This window comes from Croceicoccus estronivorus (assembly GCF_001625325.1).
GTDB classification, from domain to species: Bacteria; Pseudomonadota; Alphaproteobacteria; order Sphingomonadales; family Sphingomonadaceae; genus Caenibius; species Caenibius estronivorus.
Map to the genome: position 1 here is coordinate 169528 of NZ_JRQQ01000006.1, position 17513 is coordinate 187040.

The following is a 17513-nucleotide window of genomic DNA, read 5'->3' on the forward strand; positions in this document are numbered from 1 at the left end:
ATGCCTCATCAGGTAATCGACCAGCACCGATGATATCGACAAAGTGATGTGCCCCCGTGGTCATGCTCATTGGGAGCCACATCTTTTCCTGAAATCGAAAGGGATTTTCCACCCATACGATCGGGTTTGAATACCGTGTGCATGGCAATTCAAGAGGATCGATGGGGAGCAAAAAAATGAGAGTGAGCCGAAGCAAGGTTTCCGTCCGCTGCCTTTGCGGCACTGCAGCATTGGCTGTTACGTCTCCAGTGTTCGCTCAGGAAGGCCGGAGCGAACCAAGTATTTCAGCGGGCGAAATCATCGTCAACGCGCAACGCCGTGAAGAACGGGCACAGGATGTGCCAGTGGTGATCACCGCGATTTCCAGCCAAAAACTGGAGCAGCTCGATATCAATGAGCCCCAGGACCTCTATGGCATGGCCCCATCGCTGGTTGTGGGTAATCAGGGGCAGGCCACGCGTGATGTGCAATCGTTCTCGATCCGCGGTCAGTCCACCGGCTTCCTGTCTTCGCCCGCCGTGGCGCAATATCTATCCGAGGTGCCGCTGGTCGCATCGGTCTCGCTCAATCTGCAGGGCGCGCCGGGACTATTCTCTGATGTTGAGAACGTCCAGATCCTGGCCGGCGCGCAAGGCACTCTGTTCGGGCGGAACACCACTGGCGGGGCAGTCCTGTTCATGCCCCGCAAGCCGGTCAACCAGGTTGAAGGCTATATTCAGGGCTCTGTCGGTAATCTCAACCTGCGCGGCGTGGAAGGCGCGATCAATATTCCGATCATCGACGACAAATTGATGATCCGGGCCGCAGGCGCCTTCATGGATCGTGACGGCTTCACCCGCGACCTCAGCTTCAACAAGAATCGCGACGACGTTCATTGGTATTCCGGCAAGTTGGGCATTCTTGTTCGGCCGACTGAGAGTATCGAGAACTATACGCTCATCTTCGGCTCCAAATCATCAAACAACGGTTCGGGCTTCATCCACAAGGGCTTCAACATGGCCGCCCTGCGCGCTTATGGCTTCTGTTCCGACACTCCGAATTTCCAAGACCCGGCCAACCTTGCGACGTACTGTTCCGCCTACACCGATATCAGTGCGCGTGCCGCAGCCGAGGGACCCCGCAAAACACGCTTGAGTGTCGACGCTTACAGCAAAATCGAACTGTGGGGCGTCATCAACTCCACCGATATCGAGCTGGGCGATAACCTGAAACTGCGCAATATCATCAGCTATCAGCGATTGAAGGACGATTATGCCGCCGATCAGGATGGCACGCCACTGCAACAGTACGAACTGAACCAGAACGCCGGATTTCCCACTGTAACCGACCCGCTTCTCGCCGGATATGGAATTCCCCTGGCCGGATACAATCCCATCGCACCGACATGGAATTACCCGCGTGATGAGATCGGCCAGTTTACCGAAGAGTTCCAGATTCAGGGCAACGCGCTGGACAGCAAGCTGCAATTCACTGCCGGCTATTTTCACTTCAACGCGAAGCCGGAAAGCGAATGGGGCACTGTGCAGCTCACATATTGCCCCGCACTCTACACCGGGCTTTGCTCCGCTACCCTTTCGAACGAAGGGGTGAGCAACAAGTCCGACGCCTTTTATGGGCAGACGACCCTTGATCTCGGCGCATTCTCTCCAGCACTCGACAGTCTGCGCCTGACTGCAGGCTACCGCTATACCTGGGATACCATCAAGGGCTTCGTGTCCCGCTGGACCCCAGATCCGCTAACGGAAACCTCATCCTGCCTGATTGGAGGCAATACACTGGGAGACGTCCCAACCGCCAACGCGCGTGAACTCTGTGAATTCAGCGATACCCTGAAGAGCAAGGCACCGACATGGACTTTCGGGGTCGACTACAAGCCCATCAAGGACATCCTGATTTATGCCAAAGTCAGCCGCGGTTACAAAGCGGGAGGCTTCAACACCTACGCTGTCCGCGAAGAAACCCGCACTTTCGCACCTGAAAAGCTGACGACATACGAAGCTGGTTTCAAGTCGGACTTCCAACTTGGTCGCATGCCGGTGCGGCTCAACGTCACGTATTACCATTCGAATTACCTCAACATTCAACGCCCGCAAGGCGATTATAATCCCGAAACCGGGGCGAGCGGCGCGCAAGTCCTTGCCGCGACAGCACGTATCCGAGGCGTGGAAATCGAAGGGTCGATCCGTCCTCTGCCGGGCCTCGAACTGGGTGGCACCTTCAGTCGCACCAACGCCGATTACCGGGACTTCAAGGCTGTGGTGTTCAGCCCCACGCAGGCCTGCAATGGGTTGAAGCAATACGGTGAGGTCGCGGACTTCAGCTGCTATCCATTCCAGTTCGTGACGCCAACGATGTACAGCGTCTACGGTTCTTACGACATGACACTGGGACAAGACCTGGGCGATCTGTCACTCTATGTCAGCTATTTCCACGTCGCGTCGCAAAACGTGATGCCATCCGGGGACAGTTCGACGGAGCCAGGCGCCGAGCTTGAGCCATATGGCCTGCTCAATGCCTCGGCATCGCTGCGCAATATCGGTGGCACTGGGCTGGATCTGACGGTGTTTGCCAACAACCTGACCAACAAGCTGTACCGGACAATGAATTCCAACAGCTTCAACAACCTGCTCGCAAGCACAACCCTTTTTGGGGAGCCGAGAACGTATGGCTTGAAGGTCAAGTACAGCTTCTGACTCACGCACTCGACCAATGGAAAGCATACTCTGGTTAAGGGGCGTCCTTTCCATCTTGGCTGCGCCTCCCGCTGGCTAAAGCGAATGCCGCAATTCCCTGCGGTATTCGCGGGGCGACATGCCAGCGCGCAGGCGGAAGGCAGTTGAAAACACAGACTGGTTCGCAAACCCCAGATCGTAAGCAATTGCCTTGAGCGGCATGTCGGTTTCAGCAAGGAGCTTGCGCGCCAGATCCATGCGCCGACTGCCCATCCAGTCTTTCACTGTCTGGCCCGTGGCCGCCTTGAACAAGGTTGTGAAGCGCCTGGGACCAATTCCACATTCGCGCGCCAGATCGGTGATCGTGGGCGCTCGGCCCCTTACTCCCTCCACAAAGTGTTCGAGCCGCCGCAATTGTGCGGGACTGAGTTGCCCACGTACGGGGCCTGCATCACGTTCATCACCATTCAAGTGCCGCGAAAGGTGCGCCAGTGCCGACAATCCCAGACCTTCGATCAGCGTTTCGGAGGCAAACCCCGGCGCTTCCACTTCACGGACCATTTGCCTCAGAAGGAAATCGATCCGTGCCCCCTCGTGACCGGCGATATCAAACGTCTTCATCAGCAGGCCTTCCGACCACACATCGGGCGTTCGGGTAACTTTTTTGAAGATCGCCGGATCGAAATAGCAGCGAAATGCAAAGCTGCGGCTATTGCTTCCAGAGAACCGGCAGTCGGCACCGGGCGGGGTAAGGACGATGTTGCCGATATCGAAAAAAGCAGCCCCAAGTTCGGTATAGCAGGCTTTCCTTCGGTGGGGGTATGGCGGCAGCGAGAGGCCCAGGATTGCCCGTCTTCCATTCGTATAATCGGTCACTGATTGTGTTGGTGTAAAGCTGCACAACTCGACCTCGACGACACCGGCAGTCCAGTTGCGGATTGTCGTGCTCTCCAGTTGGGCCATGCTTTGGCTCCTCTCAAAACCGGACGTTCCGACCGCAGTTTCCTGTGGTGGTCTGATCGTCTCTCCCGCGGCAACAACAATCAAATTATACGGTCCAGCCCGTCCCGGCAACGCATACCCGGACCGGATCAGCAATGCGGGCAAAGCAATTGCCGGAATGGGAAAGTCATAACCCTTCCGAAGAAGTCTTCATCACCCATAGAACCCTTCTGAACCACACAGATTATCAAAATTCCATTCGGAGTTGCGGAGACAATGGCTGGCCTTGCTGACCCACTGCGTTCCATCACACAGGACGAAATCGATATGTTCTGGCGCGATGGCTTTGTCTGCCTGCGCGGAATCATTCCGCGGGATTGGATCGAGCGAATGCAGCTCGCCGTCGATCGCTGGCTACAATCGCCAGAGTGTTTCGATTACACCGAATACGGAACCGATGTCGCCCAGGCAGCCGGGGCCGAAGTTCTGCTGGATTCCGGTGAACAGCGCGGTCGGTTTTACAGCAGCCAGGATCACTGGCAGCACCTGCCCGATTTTCGGGAGTTTGCGTTGCATTCTCCCCTTGCCAAGATCTGTGCCGCTCTTCTCAAGGCCACGCGGCTTAACTTGTACGAAGACAGCGTTCTCGTGAAGGAACCCGGTGCCCTGGAGAAAACCGCCTTTCATCAGGACATTTCCTATTTCCACGTCGAAGGACATCAGATCTGCACGACGTGGGTGCCGCTCGATCCGGTCCGGGCTGACACCGGATCACTGAAATTCGTGCCTGGCAGTCACTTGTGGAAGAAAAAATATCGGCCCAACTTCTTTATTACCGACTTGTTGATGCCAGGGACCGAGGGCGAAGCGGTTCCGAACTTCCACAAGGATAACCGTAGCAAAGAAATCATCAGCTTCGACATGGAACCGGGCGATATGACCGTTCATCATGCACGGACCATCCACGGTGCGGACGGTAACACATCGAAGGATACCCGTCGGCGAGCGATTTCGGTGCGTTACTGCGGTGATGATGCCCGATACCACTTCCGCAAGGGCGTTCCGCTCAAGTCCCATCACCAGTCAGTCAAAGAAGAAGATATCCTCGATCATCCTGATTGCCCTGTAGTATGGCCCACACAGGCTACTGGCGCCCGGAATGAGTGAGAAGAACGCAGGCCGCCAGGAGGAGCTGTTAATCGGTATTTCTGACTTTGGGATCATGCATACGGTTCCGGGTGAATTTCCGATCGACCAGCGTTTTCGTATGGTTCAAGATGCCAACGTATTCGATTATATCGACAAAACTCCTGAACCGCATGAGATTACGGACTATCGCGATGCCGTGCAACGGCATGGCATTCCTCTGACGGCAGGCGGGTACTATTACGTCCTTGGAAAGGACGAGCAGCTTCTCAGACAGCATTTGGAGCTTGGGCGGGAGTTTGGCGCGCGTGTTCATAATGTTCAGGTACTTTCCCGGGACAGCCAAGGGGAACTCGTCACGGACGAACAGATCGCCGAAATCTATCTGGATGCGATGGAATGGGGTAGTACATCAGCAACCATCCCTTGCTTCGAAGTCCACGTTGGCATGTGGTCCGAGCAATTTTCCCGTGTTCAACGCGTGGCAGAATTGGTTGAGCGGCGAGGTCTGAAATTCAACATTACTCTCGACCACAGCCATATCGTTTTTGCGATCCGCAACAGGGACGCGCAGGAGACCATGGGAATCCGCTCTGAGGTGGAGGCCGGCGCGATCACGCTCGACCCGTTTTCGAACGGTAACATATGCCGGAACTGGATCGAAGCTGGCCTTGTCCGCCACGCACATGCTCGCTCCGCGGTCCCGAACGGTCCGCGCAATCAGTGGATGGCCGGTCTGGATGGAAGGCCCGGCCTCGCCCTCCAGTATCCCTTCATCCGGCCGAATGCGGGGCAATGGCATTCGGAATGGGACGAGAGCTTGCTGGAAACGTGGAAATTCGCGATCAGCAAATTATTGCAGCATCACGCAAACACGCCGGGAAGCAGGCTTGGAACCATCTCTACCGAGTTCATTCCCTTCGCGGACTACGGAGGTGGAGCGAAGTATTCTCTTTTCGAAAACAACATCGCATGCGCGACATGGATCAGGGCAGAATGGGAACGCCTGAGCCGCAATGAACTAACACCCCCAGCGACAAACGGGAGCAGTTCGCAAAAAACTTCGATGCCAAAAAAGGTGCGGGCGGCAGATAGCCTGCCTTAGCGATCAAAGCCAGACAAATGGCCCAGATTAGCCATTTATATCGTTCATGGTGAGTCGAATGAATAGGCTAAAGATCAGATATCTGGCGATGGATGGAAGTAGCGGTAAGGATTTTTGGCTGCGCTCATCCACCTCGACTAGCAACCTCGCCGCAGGTCGCGCCATCCCTCTGACAAGGCAGTCCAGCATCATGCAAATTTGCTGCGTCCGCCTGCTATGCAAATGGATTTCGTAAAACACAATAAGGCACCCACTCCTGGCGGAAGATGAAAGCCTGCCATGATCTATCCACGGCCATGGAAACGTCATCGTCCCGCCCCATCCGTGAATGCCGTTCCACGGCGTGCGAAAATGGTGGCGGATTTCCCCGGCAGTCTACGTTGATCCCTGCATGCGGTGTTTTGCGCCGGTCATCACAAGGGAGACGCCAGCATGGCTTTTCGGTTATTCGTCCGTCACAAACATATTATCGCAGCAGGTGCGGTACTGGCCGCCATTGGCATCGTGCCCAGCCAGGCGTCGGCGCAGGGGCTGTTCGGCCAGATCACGAAGACAGTGAAGCGGGCCGCCGAATCGGAAGTTGCCAGGAAGGCGGAAAAAGAAACGCGCAAAGCCACTCGCTGCGTTTTGGGGGAGGCCGAGTGTGCCGCCCAACAGGGCGATAATGGATCAGCGAGTGGCGGCAAGGCTTCGGCAGACCTCACCTCAGGCCCAAGCGCCCTCATTTCACCCTATCCCGGCTCCGTAGAGCAGAGCCGCAACTATCAGGACTATACAGACTATCCGCGCGTGATTGGCATGGACAGGACGCGTCACGCCGAAATCCAGATGCTCGAAGGGGCGTTGACCCGGCTGGTTTACAATAATCCCCGGGGGCGCTCGACGCTGGAATTGATCCGCAATTATCGCAATGCGCTTGATGCGCGAGGGTTTAAGGTCGATTACGAAGTGCCCAATGCCAAGAGCTGGATCCTAAACATCCGCGACGCGAATGGTATGATCGCCTATGGTACGGACGTGCGCTATTTTACCGGCAAGCTGCGTTATAATGACGGCACCGCCTATGTCTCGATCCTGGTTTACCGCGAAGGCAGTGGCTTTGGCCGGACAAATATCCACATCCTGCAGACCAACGAAATGGATGCCGACATGGTGAGCGTCGATCCCTCGGCCATGGCCGCCGAACTGGAACGCAGCGGGGAGGTCAATCTCAAGGGCGTGTTCTTCGACACCGGACGTTACACGCTGCGCCCTGAATCGGGCCCGCAACTGGACGTCGTGGCATCGCTGATGGCCTCGGAGCCCCAACTGACGATGGATATCGTAGGCCATACCGACAGCACGGGCAGCGTGGCGAACAACCAGGCTCTCTCCCTTCGGCGCGCCGGAGCGGTGCGTGATGCACTCATTGCGCGTGGCGTGAATGGACAGCGACTGCGCGCCATCGGCAAGGGCAGCAGTGATCCGATCGCCAGTAATTCGACCGATGAAGGAAGAGCGAAAAACCGCCGGGTCATGCTCGTCCGACGGTGACGATTATCAGGATCTCGTCCAGCAGTCGGGAATCATCGCACTTAGCTAATAAATTTCAATTCCATTAATTACAGAATATCTTCTAATTATTTTATAGAAAGCGCGGTAGTATTTTAATTATTTGATTAACATAGTATATTGCCTAATTAATATAAAATTGCCTTGTTTATTATTGTAAATATGCTGGATGTGAGGGATTTTTGGGCTATCGTGCTTGGGCAAAAAAGTTAGCGCTGACATATATTTCTTGAAACAAAAGCAAATCAAGCAATAGAGAATAGGGCGATGACCAGCCGCCCAAACTCTTTTCAGGAAACGGATAGCGAGCTCAGCCTCTCGGAGGAACTGCTCGCCGAGACCTATGATGCGTTGCGGAGGATCGCATCGCGCCAGTTGTCTCGGCAATCCTCGACACCCTCGCTCAACACGACTTTGATCGTTCACGAAGCATGGCTGAAACTGGCGGGGGATAAAGAGCGGCGGTTCAACGACCGCAATCATTACCTTGCCACGGCCGCTCGGGCGATGCGGCAGATCCTGGTGGATCACGCACGGCGCAAGGCAGCTGACAAGCGCGGGGCCGGAGCGGTGCACCTCAATATTGACGAGTGCCTGGTGTCCGAGACGACATCGATGAATGCGCTGCTCACCATGGATGAGGCTCTGGAGGTGCTGTCAGTGCATGCACCCGAACTGGAGCCGGTAGTCGAATGCCGCTTTTTCGGGGGATTGACCACTCAGGAAACCGCCGACGCGCTTGGGCGCTCGGTGCGCACGGTCGAGCGACAATGGGCGCGCGCGCGCGCCTATCTCAGCGAAGAATTCCAGCCTTAAGGAATAGCGATTTCCGAAATATCGTCCGACATCAGAAATCGACGGTGGCACTCAGTTTGAAAGAGCGGCCAATAATCCCGTCGAAATAGGTTACCACTCCACCGGCGGCCGGTACCGGATATGGGGCCTTAGCGTTGAATAGATTGTTGACGACCAAGCGCAGGCTCAGGTTGTCGGCGATCCGCGCGCCAAGCGATGTCCTGAAGATTACCGTGTCATCGATTCTGAAATGGTCATAGGTCGCCTCATCCGCGTCGGGATCGACCACCGCTGCGCCGATATATCGACCTTGCAGATATAAGTCGATCGGGCCGTTCTGATACAGAATCGAAGCAAGCGCCTGATTCTTGGAATAACCGATTCCACCTCGCAGCGTGGTGAGATCACCTTTGCCAATGCGCTGTTCAAGCTGATCGATATACTGGTAGCTGGCTTGCAGCGTTATTCGGCTATCTTGACCAAGAAATGGCGTGTTGATCCGATAAAACAAATCCGCAATCAGCCCCCGATAATCATAAGAGGCGGCGTTTAGATACCCCGTCCTGATGAACTCGATCTGTCCGGAAGCATCGCGATCGATCTTATCGCAAGCCATATTGCGGAAAGTGGACGCATCATAGCATGCTTCAAGCGTCTGTTCCGGGTCGACCGAGAGAATCGCGCCTTTGAGCGAGATATCGACCCAATCGACCGACAGACTGAAACCCGACGCGAAGCGCGGCCGGAGAACCACACCGATCGTCCAGCTATCGGCTTTTTCGTTGGCAAGGTCAGTGTTGCCGGAAAGCGATCCCCTGGTCGCCACATCTACGATGTTTGAAGTAAAGTTGGCAGGCAGGCCGTCAGCCGTGCAGTTCTTCTTGCGGACCGCAGGAGCGGGGCCGCCATTGATGAAGCGGGCATCGCACGGATCGGGCGCGCGCGCGAAAATCGAACTGGTCGGATTGAACAATTCGGTGATCGCGGGCGACCGAATAGAGCGAGTGAAATTGCCGCGGATCGACACGTCTTCGATCGGTTGCCAATGTCCACCGGCGGTCCAACTCAGGTCGTCGCCTGTCAGCGAATGATCGATATAGCGAACCGCGCCGCTGAATCCGAGCGCGTGAACCAGTGGAATGTCCATCCCCGGTGAGACGAGCGGGATCAGGGCCTCACCCGAAAATTCGTAAGTGTTGAATTTTCCTGAAACCGGATCAATCGGGACCGATCTGCCATATCGCAGTCTGCTCCCGGTTGGGTCGGCGGGGTCGACCGAACCATAGAAAAAGGTGGCTGGGTCAAAGCTGGCCGATTCAGCGCGATGCTCATAACCGACGGATATCTGGACATCACCGCTCCATATGGCGAATGGACTACCCGTGACATTGGCGCTGATCACCAGTTGATCGTTGACCTCCTTGGGACGGGCAATCGTCGTGACGTAATCTTTCACGGCCTGACCGTTCTGGTTGCCGAACGGATTAAATGGCACGCAAACGCTGCTGATCGTGGCGATAGGCGAATTCGCGGCGTTCTCCGGGCATCCTGCCAACGCGTTCAGAAAATTCTGCTGCACGAGTTCACGGCTCGCCCCGACAGTTTTTGAACGACCGTAATTGGCGGAAACATTCCAGTGGAACGCCCGATCCTTGGTTCCCAACTCACCCTCGAAACCGCCCACAACCCGATAAAGCTCGACCGTCGCCGTACCGCGGCCTGAAAGCAGATCGGGACTGGCGCGCGCCATATAAAAGAAATCCTGATCAACCACCCCGTCCTCATCGAAATCCAGATTTTCGGAGATCGTCGCGCGCGCAGTGTCGGTGAGGAAACGGTTGCTCAGCGGAATGATCAGATTACCGTCCAGATCGCCCGCTGAACCGAACAGCCAGCTGTTATAGGCGGGCTGTTCACGAAGCTGCGTACCCTTCGAGCGGGCATAATTGAAATCGATGAACGCGGTGAGCTCATTGCTGAGCTCGTAATTGGCACGAACCGTCCCAACATAGCGTTCAACCGAACTCAACAGGTTGGTGACGGGCACCAGGCTGAAACCATTGCCGCCTGATGAGTTGACGAGGCCGTGTCTGTCCCCGAAATCGATTGGTACAAGCTCGCCCTCGGCGTTGAATGCGAGAGCGTTACCAGCCGCATCCTTGATACTCCGATTGGTGCCCGGACGGCCGATCAGTCCAAGATCGCCGGGGACAATATCGTTAGTAAGTGGCATTCCGAACGGGCTGATCAGTGAAATCCGGCGATCTTCAATCAGCTGATTATCGTAGGGATAATCAGGATCGTTCGGCGAAACGAAATACAGACCGCGCGCCGTGCGCTTGCGATCCGCATCAGTGAGGCCATTGGAATGGTTATATTCGAATGAAGCCAGAATGTTTCCGCGATCATTGCTAAAGGTCGTGCCGACGAGGCCCGCGAGCCGATATTCCGCTGCGTCGCCCTTTTCGGTGATGCCATATCGTGTATCGAGCTTGATGCCCTCGAAGTGATCCTTGAGAATAATGTTCACGGTGCCGGCGATCGCGTCTGAACCGTAAACAGGAGCGCCGCCTACGGCGATTGTCTCGATTCGATCGATCATCAGCATAGGAATCGTATTGAGATCGACCTGCGAGCCTGCTTCGGCGGGTCCGAAAATGGTGGCCGTGTTCGAGCTCACGAAACGATGTCCATCGACAAGGGTAAGCGTGCGCTGAGAACCAAGCCCAAGGAAGTCGACAAAGCTGTGACCGGAACCGAAGCTGCCCTTCTGTTCGCCGGCCGCGCTGCTCGACGGGGGGCCGAACCCAGGGATCATGTTGAGTGCATCGCCGACATTGGTGATGCCAAGTGCATCCACGTCTTCCGAACGGACCACGATCGCAGGAACAGGTGTATCGATACCGTCCCGGCGAATGCGGGAACCGGTGACGATAATGGTTGGGTCCAACAAATCCGCCGAATGATTGGGCATGATCTTCGTTTCATCGTCGCCGACCTGAGCGCAAGCGGGAAATGCGAACAAGACAGCAGACAGAAATACTGGCCCGGCAGCACCAAACATATGTATTTTAGTGCAGATTTTCAGCCTCCTGGCTAATGGAGCAACTGCTATGCCCTTGAACTCACCCAAGCAGGCAAAATATCGCTCGTAACGATATTCTTGCCTTCAACTAAAGGCCTAGGATCGTCAATATGGCCAAGGGCGTGTTCTGTATTTTAAGTCGGAGATGGGCGAACGAGCCTGAGACCCGGGCATCGCCGCCACCCGCTAATCATGACAATTGAAATCAAAGGTCGTGGCTTCGGACCACATGGAAAGCACACAGATACGCTCTCCAACAAACCGCAGCCTGTCTTCGGATCGCCTCTTGCGAGGGACCGAGCACGTAAAGGTCCATATGTTTGCCCTGCGGCAGGAGGGGGTTTGGAGCCCTACTTGTGACGCGGTGCCCTTCGCCTCCTGGTTCCAGCGAATAATTCTGCATGGCCCGATTGGCGGGAACCGCCACGGAGCTGCGTTCTCCTTTGCATGACACCACTCCTCAGGGGCCGGCCAGCGGCGCATGTCGGCGCTGTCGGCCGTCAAGTTCCATCACCCCATCAGCAATAGAAGGACTTCAATAATGGCGAAATGCGACCTTTTTCTTCGCTCGCAGGCCATGCTTGCGATAACCCTCTCAGGCAGCGTGCTCTCATTGCTTCTCGCCAGCCCGGCCCATGCCGATAACACTCCCGAATGCAATGTCGGTGCCGGAGTGAACTCAACCGAATGCGGCGCCGACAGCGTTGCCAGCGGTGGCGGTTCAACCGCCATCGGCGGATTCGCCAGGGCCGAAGCCGACAAGTCAACTGCGGTCGGCGTGGCAGCTGTCGCCGGCTTCGGCGGCTCGACCGCCGTCGGGCAGACCGCCACGGCCGGTGCCATCGAGACCACCGCAGTCGGCAGATCAGCGACGGTCACGTCCAGCCACGGCAGCGCTCTTGGTGCCGCTTCTGCTGTTCTGGCCACCAATTCGGTGGCGCTCGGCTATGGTTCGCAGGCGCTCGAGAGCAATACTGTTTCTATCGGCACCGTTGGCGGAGAACGCCGGCTGGTCAATGTCGCCGACGGTATCAATGGCACCGATGGCGTCAATGTAAGCCAGCTCGCTAGCGAGGCGGACCAGCGCGCAGCAACAGATGTCCTGTTGCAGAGCAATATCAGCAGCAACAGGTCCGGTATTGCCGCTAATACAGCGGCGATCGCAAGAAACTCGGCGGATATTATCGCCGATACGATGGCCACCGCCGTCAACACGGCAGGTATTGCCGCCAATACGGCGGCGATCGCAAACAACACAGCGGGGATCGCGGCCAATACGGCAGGAATCAACGATCTCTATGCTGTCACGGACCGCGACCGGCGTCAGGCCCAACGCGGGACCGCCGTCGCGGTGGCGCTGACGGCAGCACCGATGCCCTCCCAGGCTGGCAGGACAAGCTATACCTTCAATCTGGCGACCTATCGTGGGGCCCAGGCCGGTGGATTGTCCCTTGCTCACCGTCTGGCCAGCGAGACCCCGTTCGCGATAACCGTCGGGGCATCGGTTGCCGGGAAGAGTGATATCGCAGGGCGGATAGGTGTCGCCGGGGAATTCTGAACTATCGCCGGAGGGACCTTCGGCTTGCCAAGCGCGTCGCCCTGTTGCCCCTGCCCGGTCTCCGGGGAAAGGTGAACAGACACGACGAGGGGCAATGGACAACATCGCACGGTTGTCCAAGCGAGGACATGCTTTCGCGCAGGAGTGCGGAGCGCTCACGCTTGCCACGCGTTCGACCGCAAGCACGACGAGGAAGGTGCGGTCCTGAGCCGCCGACCGGCGAGCCAGCGCTGAGCAGTCGGCGAACAACCGCGGTCTGATCCTGCGGCGGATATTGGCCCTGGCCGAGGAATAAATTACCCGCGGAAAAGTCACGCCGTGAAGCTCTGTCAAACCGCCCCTGCTGCGAAAGGGCCGGGACACGCGCCAGTCCGCCATGCGATGATCTACGATGCTTGGGGCATGGGCGAAGCTAACGCGACATCTCGGCGGAGCGAAGAACACCCTCTCATTTGCTATGCCGCCAAATGTGGCGGGAACACGCGCGGTCCGACGTTGAAAAGGGAGGACTCGCTTGGCCGACGTCCGAATTTCGGCCACGATTGCGTGCCGGGGCGCGTGCCTCGTCGAAAGCGGGAGAATGACTTCGGTAATGCCGGACAATTTGGGGCCTCAGTCGGGTGTGGAAGCCCGTCAACGCGTCGATAGCGCGTTCGAGGTCGTGCTCGAAATGCCCGATGGCGCACGCGCCGAATGGATCGACCGGCATTTCGCCGATGCACCCCAACTGGCTCTCCGCACCCACAGACTGATCGCGGCCGAAAGGCGCAGTCGCAAGCTGTTCGACGCGTTGCAAAGCCAACGGGACCGCGTGCTTGGAGCCGCGGTCCCCGAAATTTCGCGCGCGCGCGATGAGGATCCGCGGATCGGTCGCCATTATGGCCCCTGGCGCGTGATGCGGCATCTGGGCTCGGGCGGCCTTTCCGAAGTCTATGCTGTGGTGCGCGACGATGGCCGGTACGAGCAGGATGCCGCGCTGAAGATCTTGCGCAGCGGACATCTCGGGGCCGAGGCCAAGGCGCTGTTCCTGCGCGAGCGTCGCATGCTCGCGAGCCTCAGCCATCCGGCGCTGGTACGGATCATCGATGGCGGGGAAACCGCCACCGGCTCCCCCTGGCTGGTGATGGAACAGATCGAAGGCGGGCCGATCACAACCTATGCCACGGATCATTCACTCTCGCAGGAGTCCCGGCTCGACCTTGTGGCGCAATGCGCCGATGCACTGCAGGCGGCCCATGAACGCGGTATCCTGCACGGCGACATCAAGCCCGATCACCTGCTCGTGCAGGCCGATGGCAAGGTGCGCCTGCTCGACTTCGGCATTGCGCAATTGCTGGACGAGGACGGCGCCGCCGGGGAAGCTGCCGCGCTAACCCCGGCCAGTGCCTCGCCTGAGCAATATGACGGGCAGCGGCTCACCACCGCGAGCGATATCTTTCAGCTCGGCAAGGTGCTTGAGGAATTGACCGCACAGGAAGCGCCCGGGCCCGATCTGGCCGCGATCATCGCGCACTCGACCGCGCCCGATCCCGCCGCGCGCTATCGCTCCGCCGCGGCGCTGGCGACCGATTTGCGCCGCCTGCGGCAAGGTCTGGCCACCGAGGCCCGGCCCGACAGCGCGCCGCGCGCCGTGCTGCGGCTCATGCGGCAAAACCGGCTTGCCGCCGCGCTTGCGGTGTTGGTGCTGGTCTCGCTCGCCGGATGGGGCGTAACGGCGACCATCGGCGCATGGCGCATCGATCGTGCACGGCAGGCAGCCCTGCTCGCCGCCGACCGGGCCGAGCGCGGGCGGCAGGCGCTGCTCGACCTGTTCCGCCGGGCCGATCCACTGGAGCTGGACGCCACTGGTCCGGTCTCCCCGCAAAGCCTTGCCATCATTGATGAAGCGCTTGCCGACGCGAAGCAGCGTCTGGCCGACGATCCGGCGCTGTTGAGCGAACTCAGCGGCTGGGCGGCCCGGCTGCACCGACGCGCGGAACAGAGCGACCGGGCAGCACAACTAGCCGACGACGCCGAAGCATATGCCAAAGCGGCCTATGGCGCGGACAGCAGCGACTATGCCGCCGCGCTCGCCTTTCGGGCTCGTCTGGCGATGGAAAGAGGCGATGCCGACCGGGGAAGCGCGGACATGGCGCGAGCCCTGGCCATCATCGATAACGCGGGTGCGGAGGACAAGCCGGCGCTGGAAACGCTATTGCTCGCCGCCTGGTCGCAGGAGGGGGACTGGCAGGCCCAGCTTGCGCTGTTCCGCCGCATCGCCGAACTAGCGGAAGCGCTGGATATCGACAATGCGCGGATCGAGGCCGGATCGGGCATCGGCCGGGCGCTGGACGGGCTTGGCCGGCGGGGCGAGGCCGAAAAGCAGGTGAAATCGGTGCTGGCACTGGCGGAGAAGCGCTATGGTCCCGATCATCCGCGCCTCACTTTGCCGCTATCCGATCTGGGGCGCATCGCCGAACATGCCGGGAAAGCGGGCGAAGCGGCACGCTGGCATCGCCGCGCGCGCGACATCGCGATCGCCGCGTATGGGCCAAATTCCCCCGAAGTGCTTTCGCACCGCAACAACCTGGCATTGGCGCTGCAATCGGCGGGGGATCTTCCCGGCGCGGCGCGCGAAATGCGGGCCGTCTATCATATAGTCGCAAGCGGTGATGGTCCCGACGCTATCACCACCGGCGAGGTCGCGCAGAATCTGGGTGCCATATTGGTTCGCATGGGACAGTTCAACGAAGCAGAAGAGATGCTCGACATTGCCGAGCACAGCTTCGCCCGCAATCTTCCAACTGGCCATCCGCGGCGGGCGTTCCCTGCTTTGACGCATTCGCAAATGCGTCTGGCCCAGCAGCGCTGGCCGGAAGCAGAGGCCGAAGCGGGCAAGGCGCTAGAGATCCTGCATACCGCGCTGCCCGCGGGCCATTATGCGATTGCCACCGCGCAATGCCGCATCGCTATGGCGCGGCTGGAACAGGGGGACCGGGCAGCGGGGGCGCTACTGCGGGAAGCAGTGGCAGCGATGGATACCGCCGGATCGTCGGTGCCGGAGATCTACGCCGCGCCCTGCCGCGCCGCTCTCCTCCGCCTTTCCCGCTAGCATTTGTGCATATCGGGGCGGTGGGCTGGCGGACTTTGCCGACCCTTCTCGTGTTGGATGATATGGGGCGCAAGGGAGGGCATGATTGCCATCCATCGGCCCCGCCATATGCCATCGGGCAAGCCCGTTGGCGTCAGACAGTTGCGAGGGGCCTGCCAAAATGACCAATGGGATTTCGATACGGCAACGATCAGCCATGCGCCGCACCCTCAGCGCTGCCGCGCTGCTGCCGCTGTTCGCGTCCGCCTGCAGCACCGTGCCCGCTGCCCCCTCGCCAGACCTGTCATCCGGCACGCCCTATTGCGCCAACATGGCCGTGTGGGAACTGCCCGGCTATCCGGCTTCTTTGCCGGCTCCGTCGGGTACGATTGAGATGGAACGCGGTTTGGGTGCGGAAGGCTCCATCGACGTGACACTCAAGACGCTGGGCGCCCCGCAAGAAATTGCCGCCTTCTACGCCTGCGCCCTGCCCTACGTTGGCTATGACGAAGTGGCTGCCTTACCGGGCGATGCGCTCGGCTTCAGCTATTCCGGCCCTGAGGGGGTAAGAGGCAAGGTCGTGCTGACTGTGTACGACCTGCCCTTTCCCGACGATGGCTGGGACACGATCATCAGGATCGTCCAGACACCCTAAAGCACGATCACAGCTGTCCGGCGTAGGCGATCACGATCTGCGTATAGCCATCCTTGGCGAGCACTTGCAGCGTGGCCGGGGAACCGTCCGCACCATCGAAGCCGACCACCAAGTCATACCTGCTGTCTCGCTCGGGCTTGAGACCTTTTGCCTCGGCCCAATCGTAGAAGGCGCGGGCATAGGACACCGGTTCAACGAACGAATTTGCTTGCAGCATGAACATGTCCGGCTCGTCGTCGCGGCGGATGTGCGTCGCCAGATAGATATGCGCGTCGTTGGGAAACGGCATGCCTGCGGGAAACCAGTCTGGCCGGGGAAGGTTGACGCGTCCCAGAAGCCCCTCATCGCCGCGACTACCGTCAATCTGGTTGCCAGCGGGAGCCTCGCCGGACGCTTGCGAATCGCTTGCTCCGTCGCCGCATCCGGCGATTGACAGTGCGAGGATGAACGCCAGGGCGCCTCTCACCGTAGCGTAGACCGACATCATTGCCTCTCTTTCGTATAGGTGAGCATGAAATGTCGCTCCCCGCCATCGTCGCGGACCCGAATATTGCCGCCTTCAACACTTTTGCCTTCAAAGTAGAGTTCAAGCGGATCGATGGTCTGGCTGCGGTCCGCCAGCACATAGCCGGCGTCGGCCAGGCGGCTTGCAAAGCCTTCGATGATAGTCTCAGCGCTTTGCTCACTGCGCCCTTCGATAAAGACATCCCCCGGAACGGGTGTGCTTGCGAGAACCAGCCGGGCATCTTCCGGCAACACGATATCGGCGGGAAAATCAGCCGGCAACGCGATGGTCCTCTCCTGCCCTTGCGTCTCCGAGTTGGCTGGCGAGCTGTCCGAGGGCGAGCCGCAGGCTGACAACGTGCAGACGCCCACGAGGCCGACAAGAATCGTATATCTTCGCATTTGCAATCCCCGGTGCTGATCGTCTCAA

General features: G+C 58.7%; 12 protein-coding genes. 8 read left to right on the top strand and 4 right to left on the bottom strand.

Annotation, left to right across the window (positions count from 1 at the left end):
* The first annotated feature begins 176 nt into the window (after positions 1–176).
* Positions 177–2693 (top strand): TonB-dependent receptor, encoded by a 2517-nt coding sequence (locus MB02_RS10595; RefSeq protein WP_067536839.1) that lies wholly within the window; start codon positions 177–179, stop codon positions 2691–2693.
* 75 nt (positions 2694–2768) lie between these two features.
* Here MB02_RS10595 and MB02_RS10600 read toward each other — a convergent pair whose 3' ends face one another.
* A complete protein-coding gene (locus MB02_RS10600) occupies positions 2769–3635 on the bottom strand; it encodes a helix-turn-helix transcriptional regulator (protein WP_067536843.1) in 867 nt (288 codons plus the stop codon).
* A 255-nt stretch (positions 3636–3890) separates the two neighbouring features.
* Between MB02_RS10600 and MB02_RS10605 the strand changes: the two genes are divergently transcribed.
* From MB02_RS10605 to MB02_RS10620, 4 genes are all read left to right on the top strand, one after another.
* Positions 3891–4781, top strand: coding sequence for a phytanoyl-CoA dioxygenase family protein (locus MB02_RS10605; RefSeq protein WP_067536846.1), 891 nt, complete (start codon positions 3891–3893; stop codon positions 4779–4781).
* The gene (locus MB02_RS10610; protein WP_067536849.1) at positions 4774–5865 is read left to right on the top strand and encodes an apurinic/apyrimidinic endonuclease family protein; all 1092 of its coding nucleotides are present in this window, start codon (positions 4774–4776) and stop codon (positions 5863–5865) included. The genes MB02_RS10605 and MB02_RS10610 overlap by 8 nt, the downstream gene beginning before the upstream one ends.
* Positions 5866–6297: 432 nt before the next feature.
* Positions 6298–7398: an OmpA family protein gene (locus MB02_RS17980; protein WP_156495484.1), complete on the top strand. Its 1101-nt coding sequence runs from the start codon at positions 6298–6300 to the stop codon at positions 7396–7398.
* Between the two features lie 285 nt (positions 7399–7683).
* On the top strand, positions 7684–8232 hold the full coding sequence (locus MB02_RS10620; protein WP_067536856.1) for an ECF-type sigma factor: 549 nt from the start codon (positions 7684–7686) through the stop codon (positions 8230–8232).
* Positions 8233–8263: 31 nt separating this feature from the next.
* Here the strand turns inward: MB02_RS10620 and MB02_RS10625 are convergent, their stop codons facing one another.
* Entirely contained in the window at positions 8264–11185 is a 2922-nt protein-coding gene (locus MB02_RS10625; protein WP_170304702.1) for a TonB-dependent receptor domain-containing protein, read from the bottom strand.
* A 652-nt stretch (positions 11186–11837) separates the two neighbouring features.
* Between MB02_RS10625 and MB02_RS10630 the strand changes: the two genes are divergently transcribed.
* The 3 genes from MB02_RS10630 (at position 11838) to MB02_RS10640 (ending at position 16579) form a co-directional block, all read left to right on the top strand.
* On the top strand, positions 11838–12854 hold the full coding sequence (locus tag MB02_RS10630; RefSeq protein ID WP_170304703.1) for a hypothetical protein: 1017 nt from the start codon (positions 11838–11840) through the stop codon (positions 12852–12854).
* 514 nt (positions 12855–13368) lie between these two features.
* Positions 13369–15945, top strand: coding sequence for a serine/threonine-protein kinase (locus MB02_RS10635; protein ID WP_156495485.1), 2577 nt, complete (start codon positions 13369–13371; stop codon positions 15943–15945).
* Positions 15946–16105: 160 nt separating this feature from the next.
* Complete coding sequence (locus MB02_RS10640) at positions 16106–16579, top strand: hypothetical protein (protein WP_170304704.1); 474 nt, start codon at positions 16106–16108, stop codon at positions 16577–16579.
* 7 nt (positions 16580–16586) lie between these two features.
* Here MB02_RS10640 and MB02_RS10645 read toward each other — a convergent pair whose 3' ends face one another.
* Positions 16587–17066, bottom strand: coding sequence for a hypothetical protein (locus MB02_RS10645; protein ID WP_067536872.1), 480 nt, complete (start codon positions 17064–17066; stop codon positions 16587–16589).
* Positions 17063–17485, bottom strand: coding sequence for a hypothetical protein (locus tag MB02_RS10650; protein ID WP_067536875.1), 423 nt, complete (start codon positions 17483–17485; stop codon positions 17063–17065). Before MB02_RS10650 ends, MB02_RS10645 begins: the two co-directional genes overlap by 4 nt.
* Positions 17486–17513: the final 28 nt, after the last annotated feature.

Excerpts from the sequence above, each read along its gene's own strand:
- MB02_RS10620 (WP_067536856.1), top strand. The coding sequence starts at position 7,684 with ATGACCAGCCGCCCAAACTCTTTTCAGGAAACGGATAGCGAGCTCAGC.
- MB02_RS10595 (WP_067536839.1), top strand. The coding sequence starts at position 177 with ATGAGAGTGAGCCGAAGCAAGGTTTCCGTCCGCTGCCTTTGCGGCACT.
- MB02_RS17980 (WP_156495484.1), top strand. The coding sequence starts at position 6,298 with ATGGCTTTTCGGTTATTCGTCCGTCACAAACATATTATCGCAGCAGGT.
- MB02_RS10605 (WP_067536846.1), top strand. The coding sequence starts at position 3,891 with ATGGCTGGCCTTGCTGACCCACTGCGTTCCATCACACAGGACGAAATC.
- MB02_RS10640 (WP_170304704.1), top strand. The coding sequence starts at position 16,106 with ATGACCAATGGGATTTCGATACGGCAACGATCAGCCATGCGCCGCACC.
- MB02_RS10645 (WP_067536872.1), bottom strand. The coding sequence starts at position 17,066 with ATGATGTCGGTCTACGCTACGGTGAGAGGCGCCCTGGCGTTCATCCTC.
- MB02_RS10600 (WP_067536843.1), bottom strand. The coding sequence starts at position 3,635 with ATGGCCCAACTGGAGAGCACGACAATCCGCAACTGGACTGCCGGTGTC.
- MB02_RS10630 (WP_170304703.1), top strand. The coding sequence starts at position 11,838 with ATGGCGAAATGCGACCTTTTTCTTCGCTCGCAGGCCATGCTTGCGATA.
- MB02_RS10650 (WP_067536875.1), bottom strand. The coding sequence starts at position 17,485 with ATGCGAAGATATACGATTCTTGTCGGCCTCGTGGGCGTCTGCACGTTG.
- MB02_RS10610 (WP_067536849.1), top strand. The coding sequence starts at position 4,774 with ATGAGTGAGAAGAACGCAGGCCGCCAGGAGGAGCTGTTAATCGGTATT.
- MB02_RS10625 (WP_170304702.1), bottom strand. The coding sequence starts at position 11,185 with ATGCCCAATCATTCGGCGGATTTGTTGGACCCAACCATTATCGTCACC.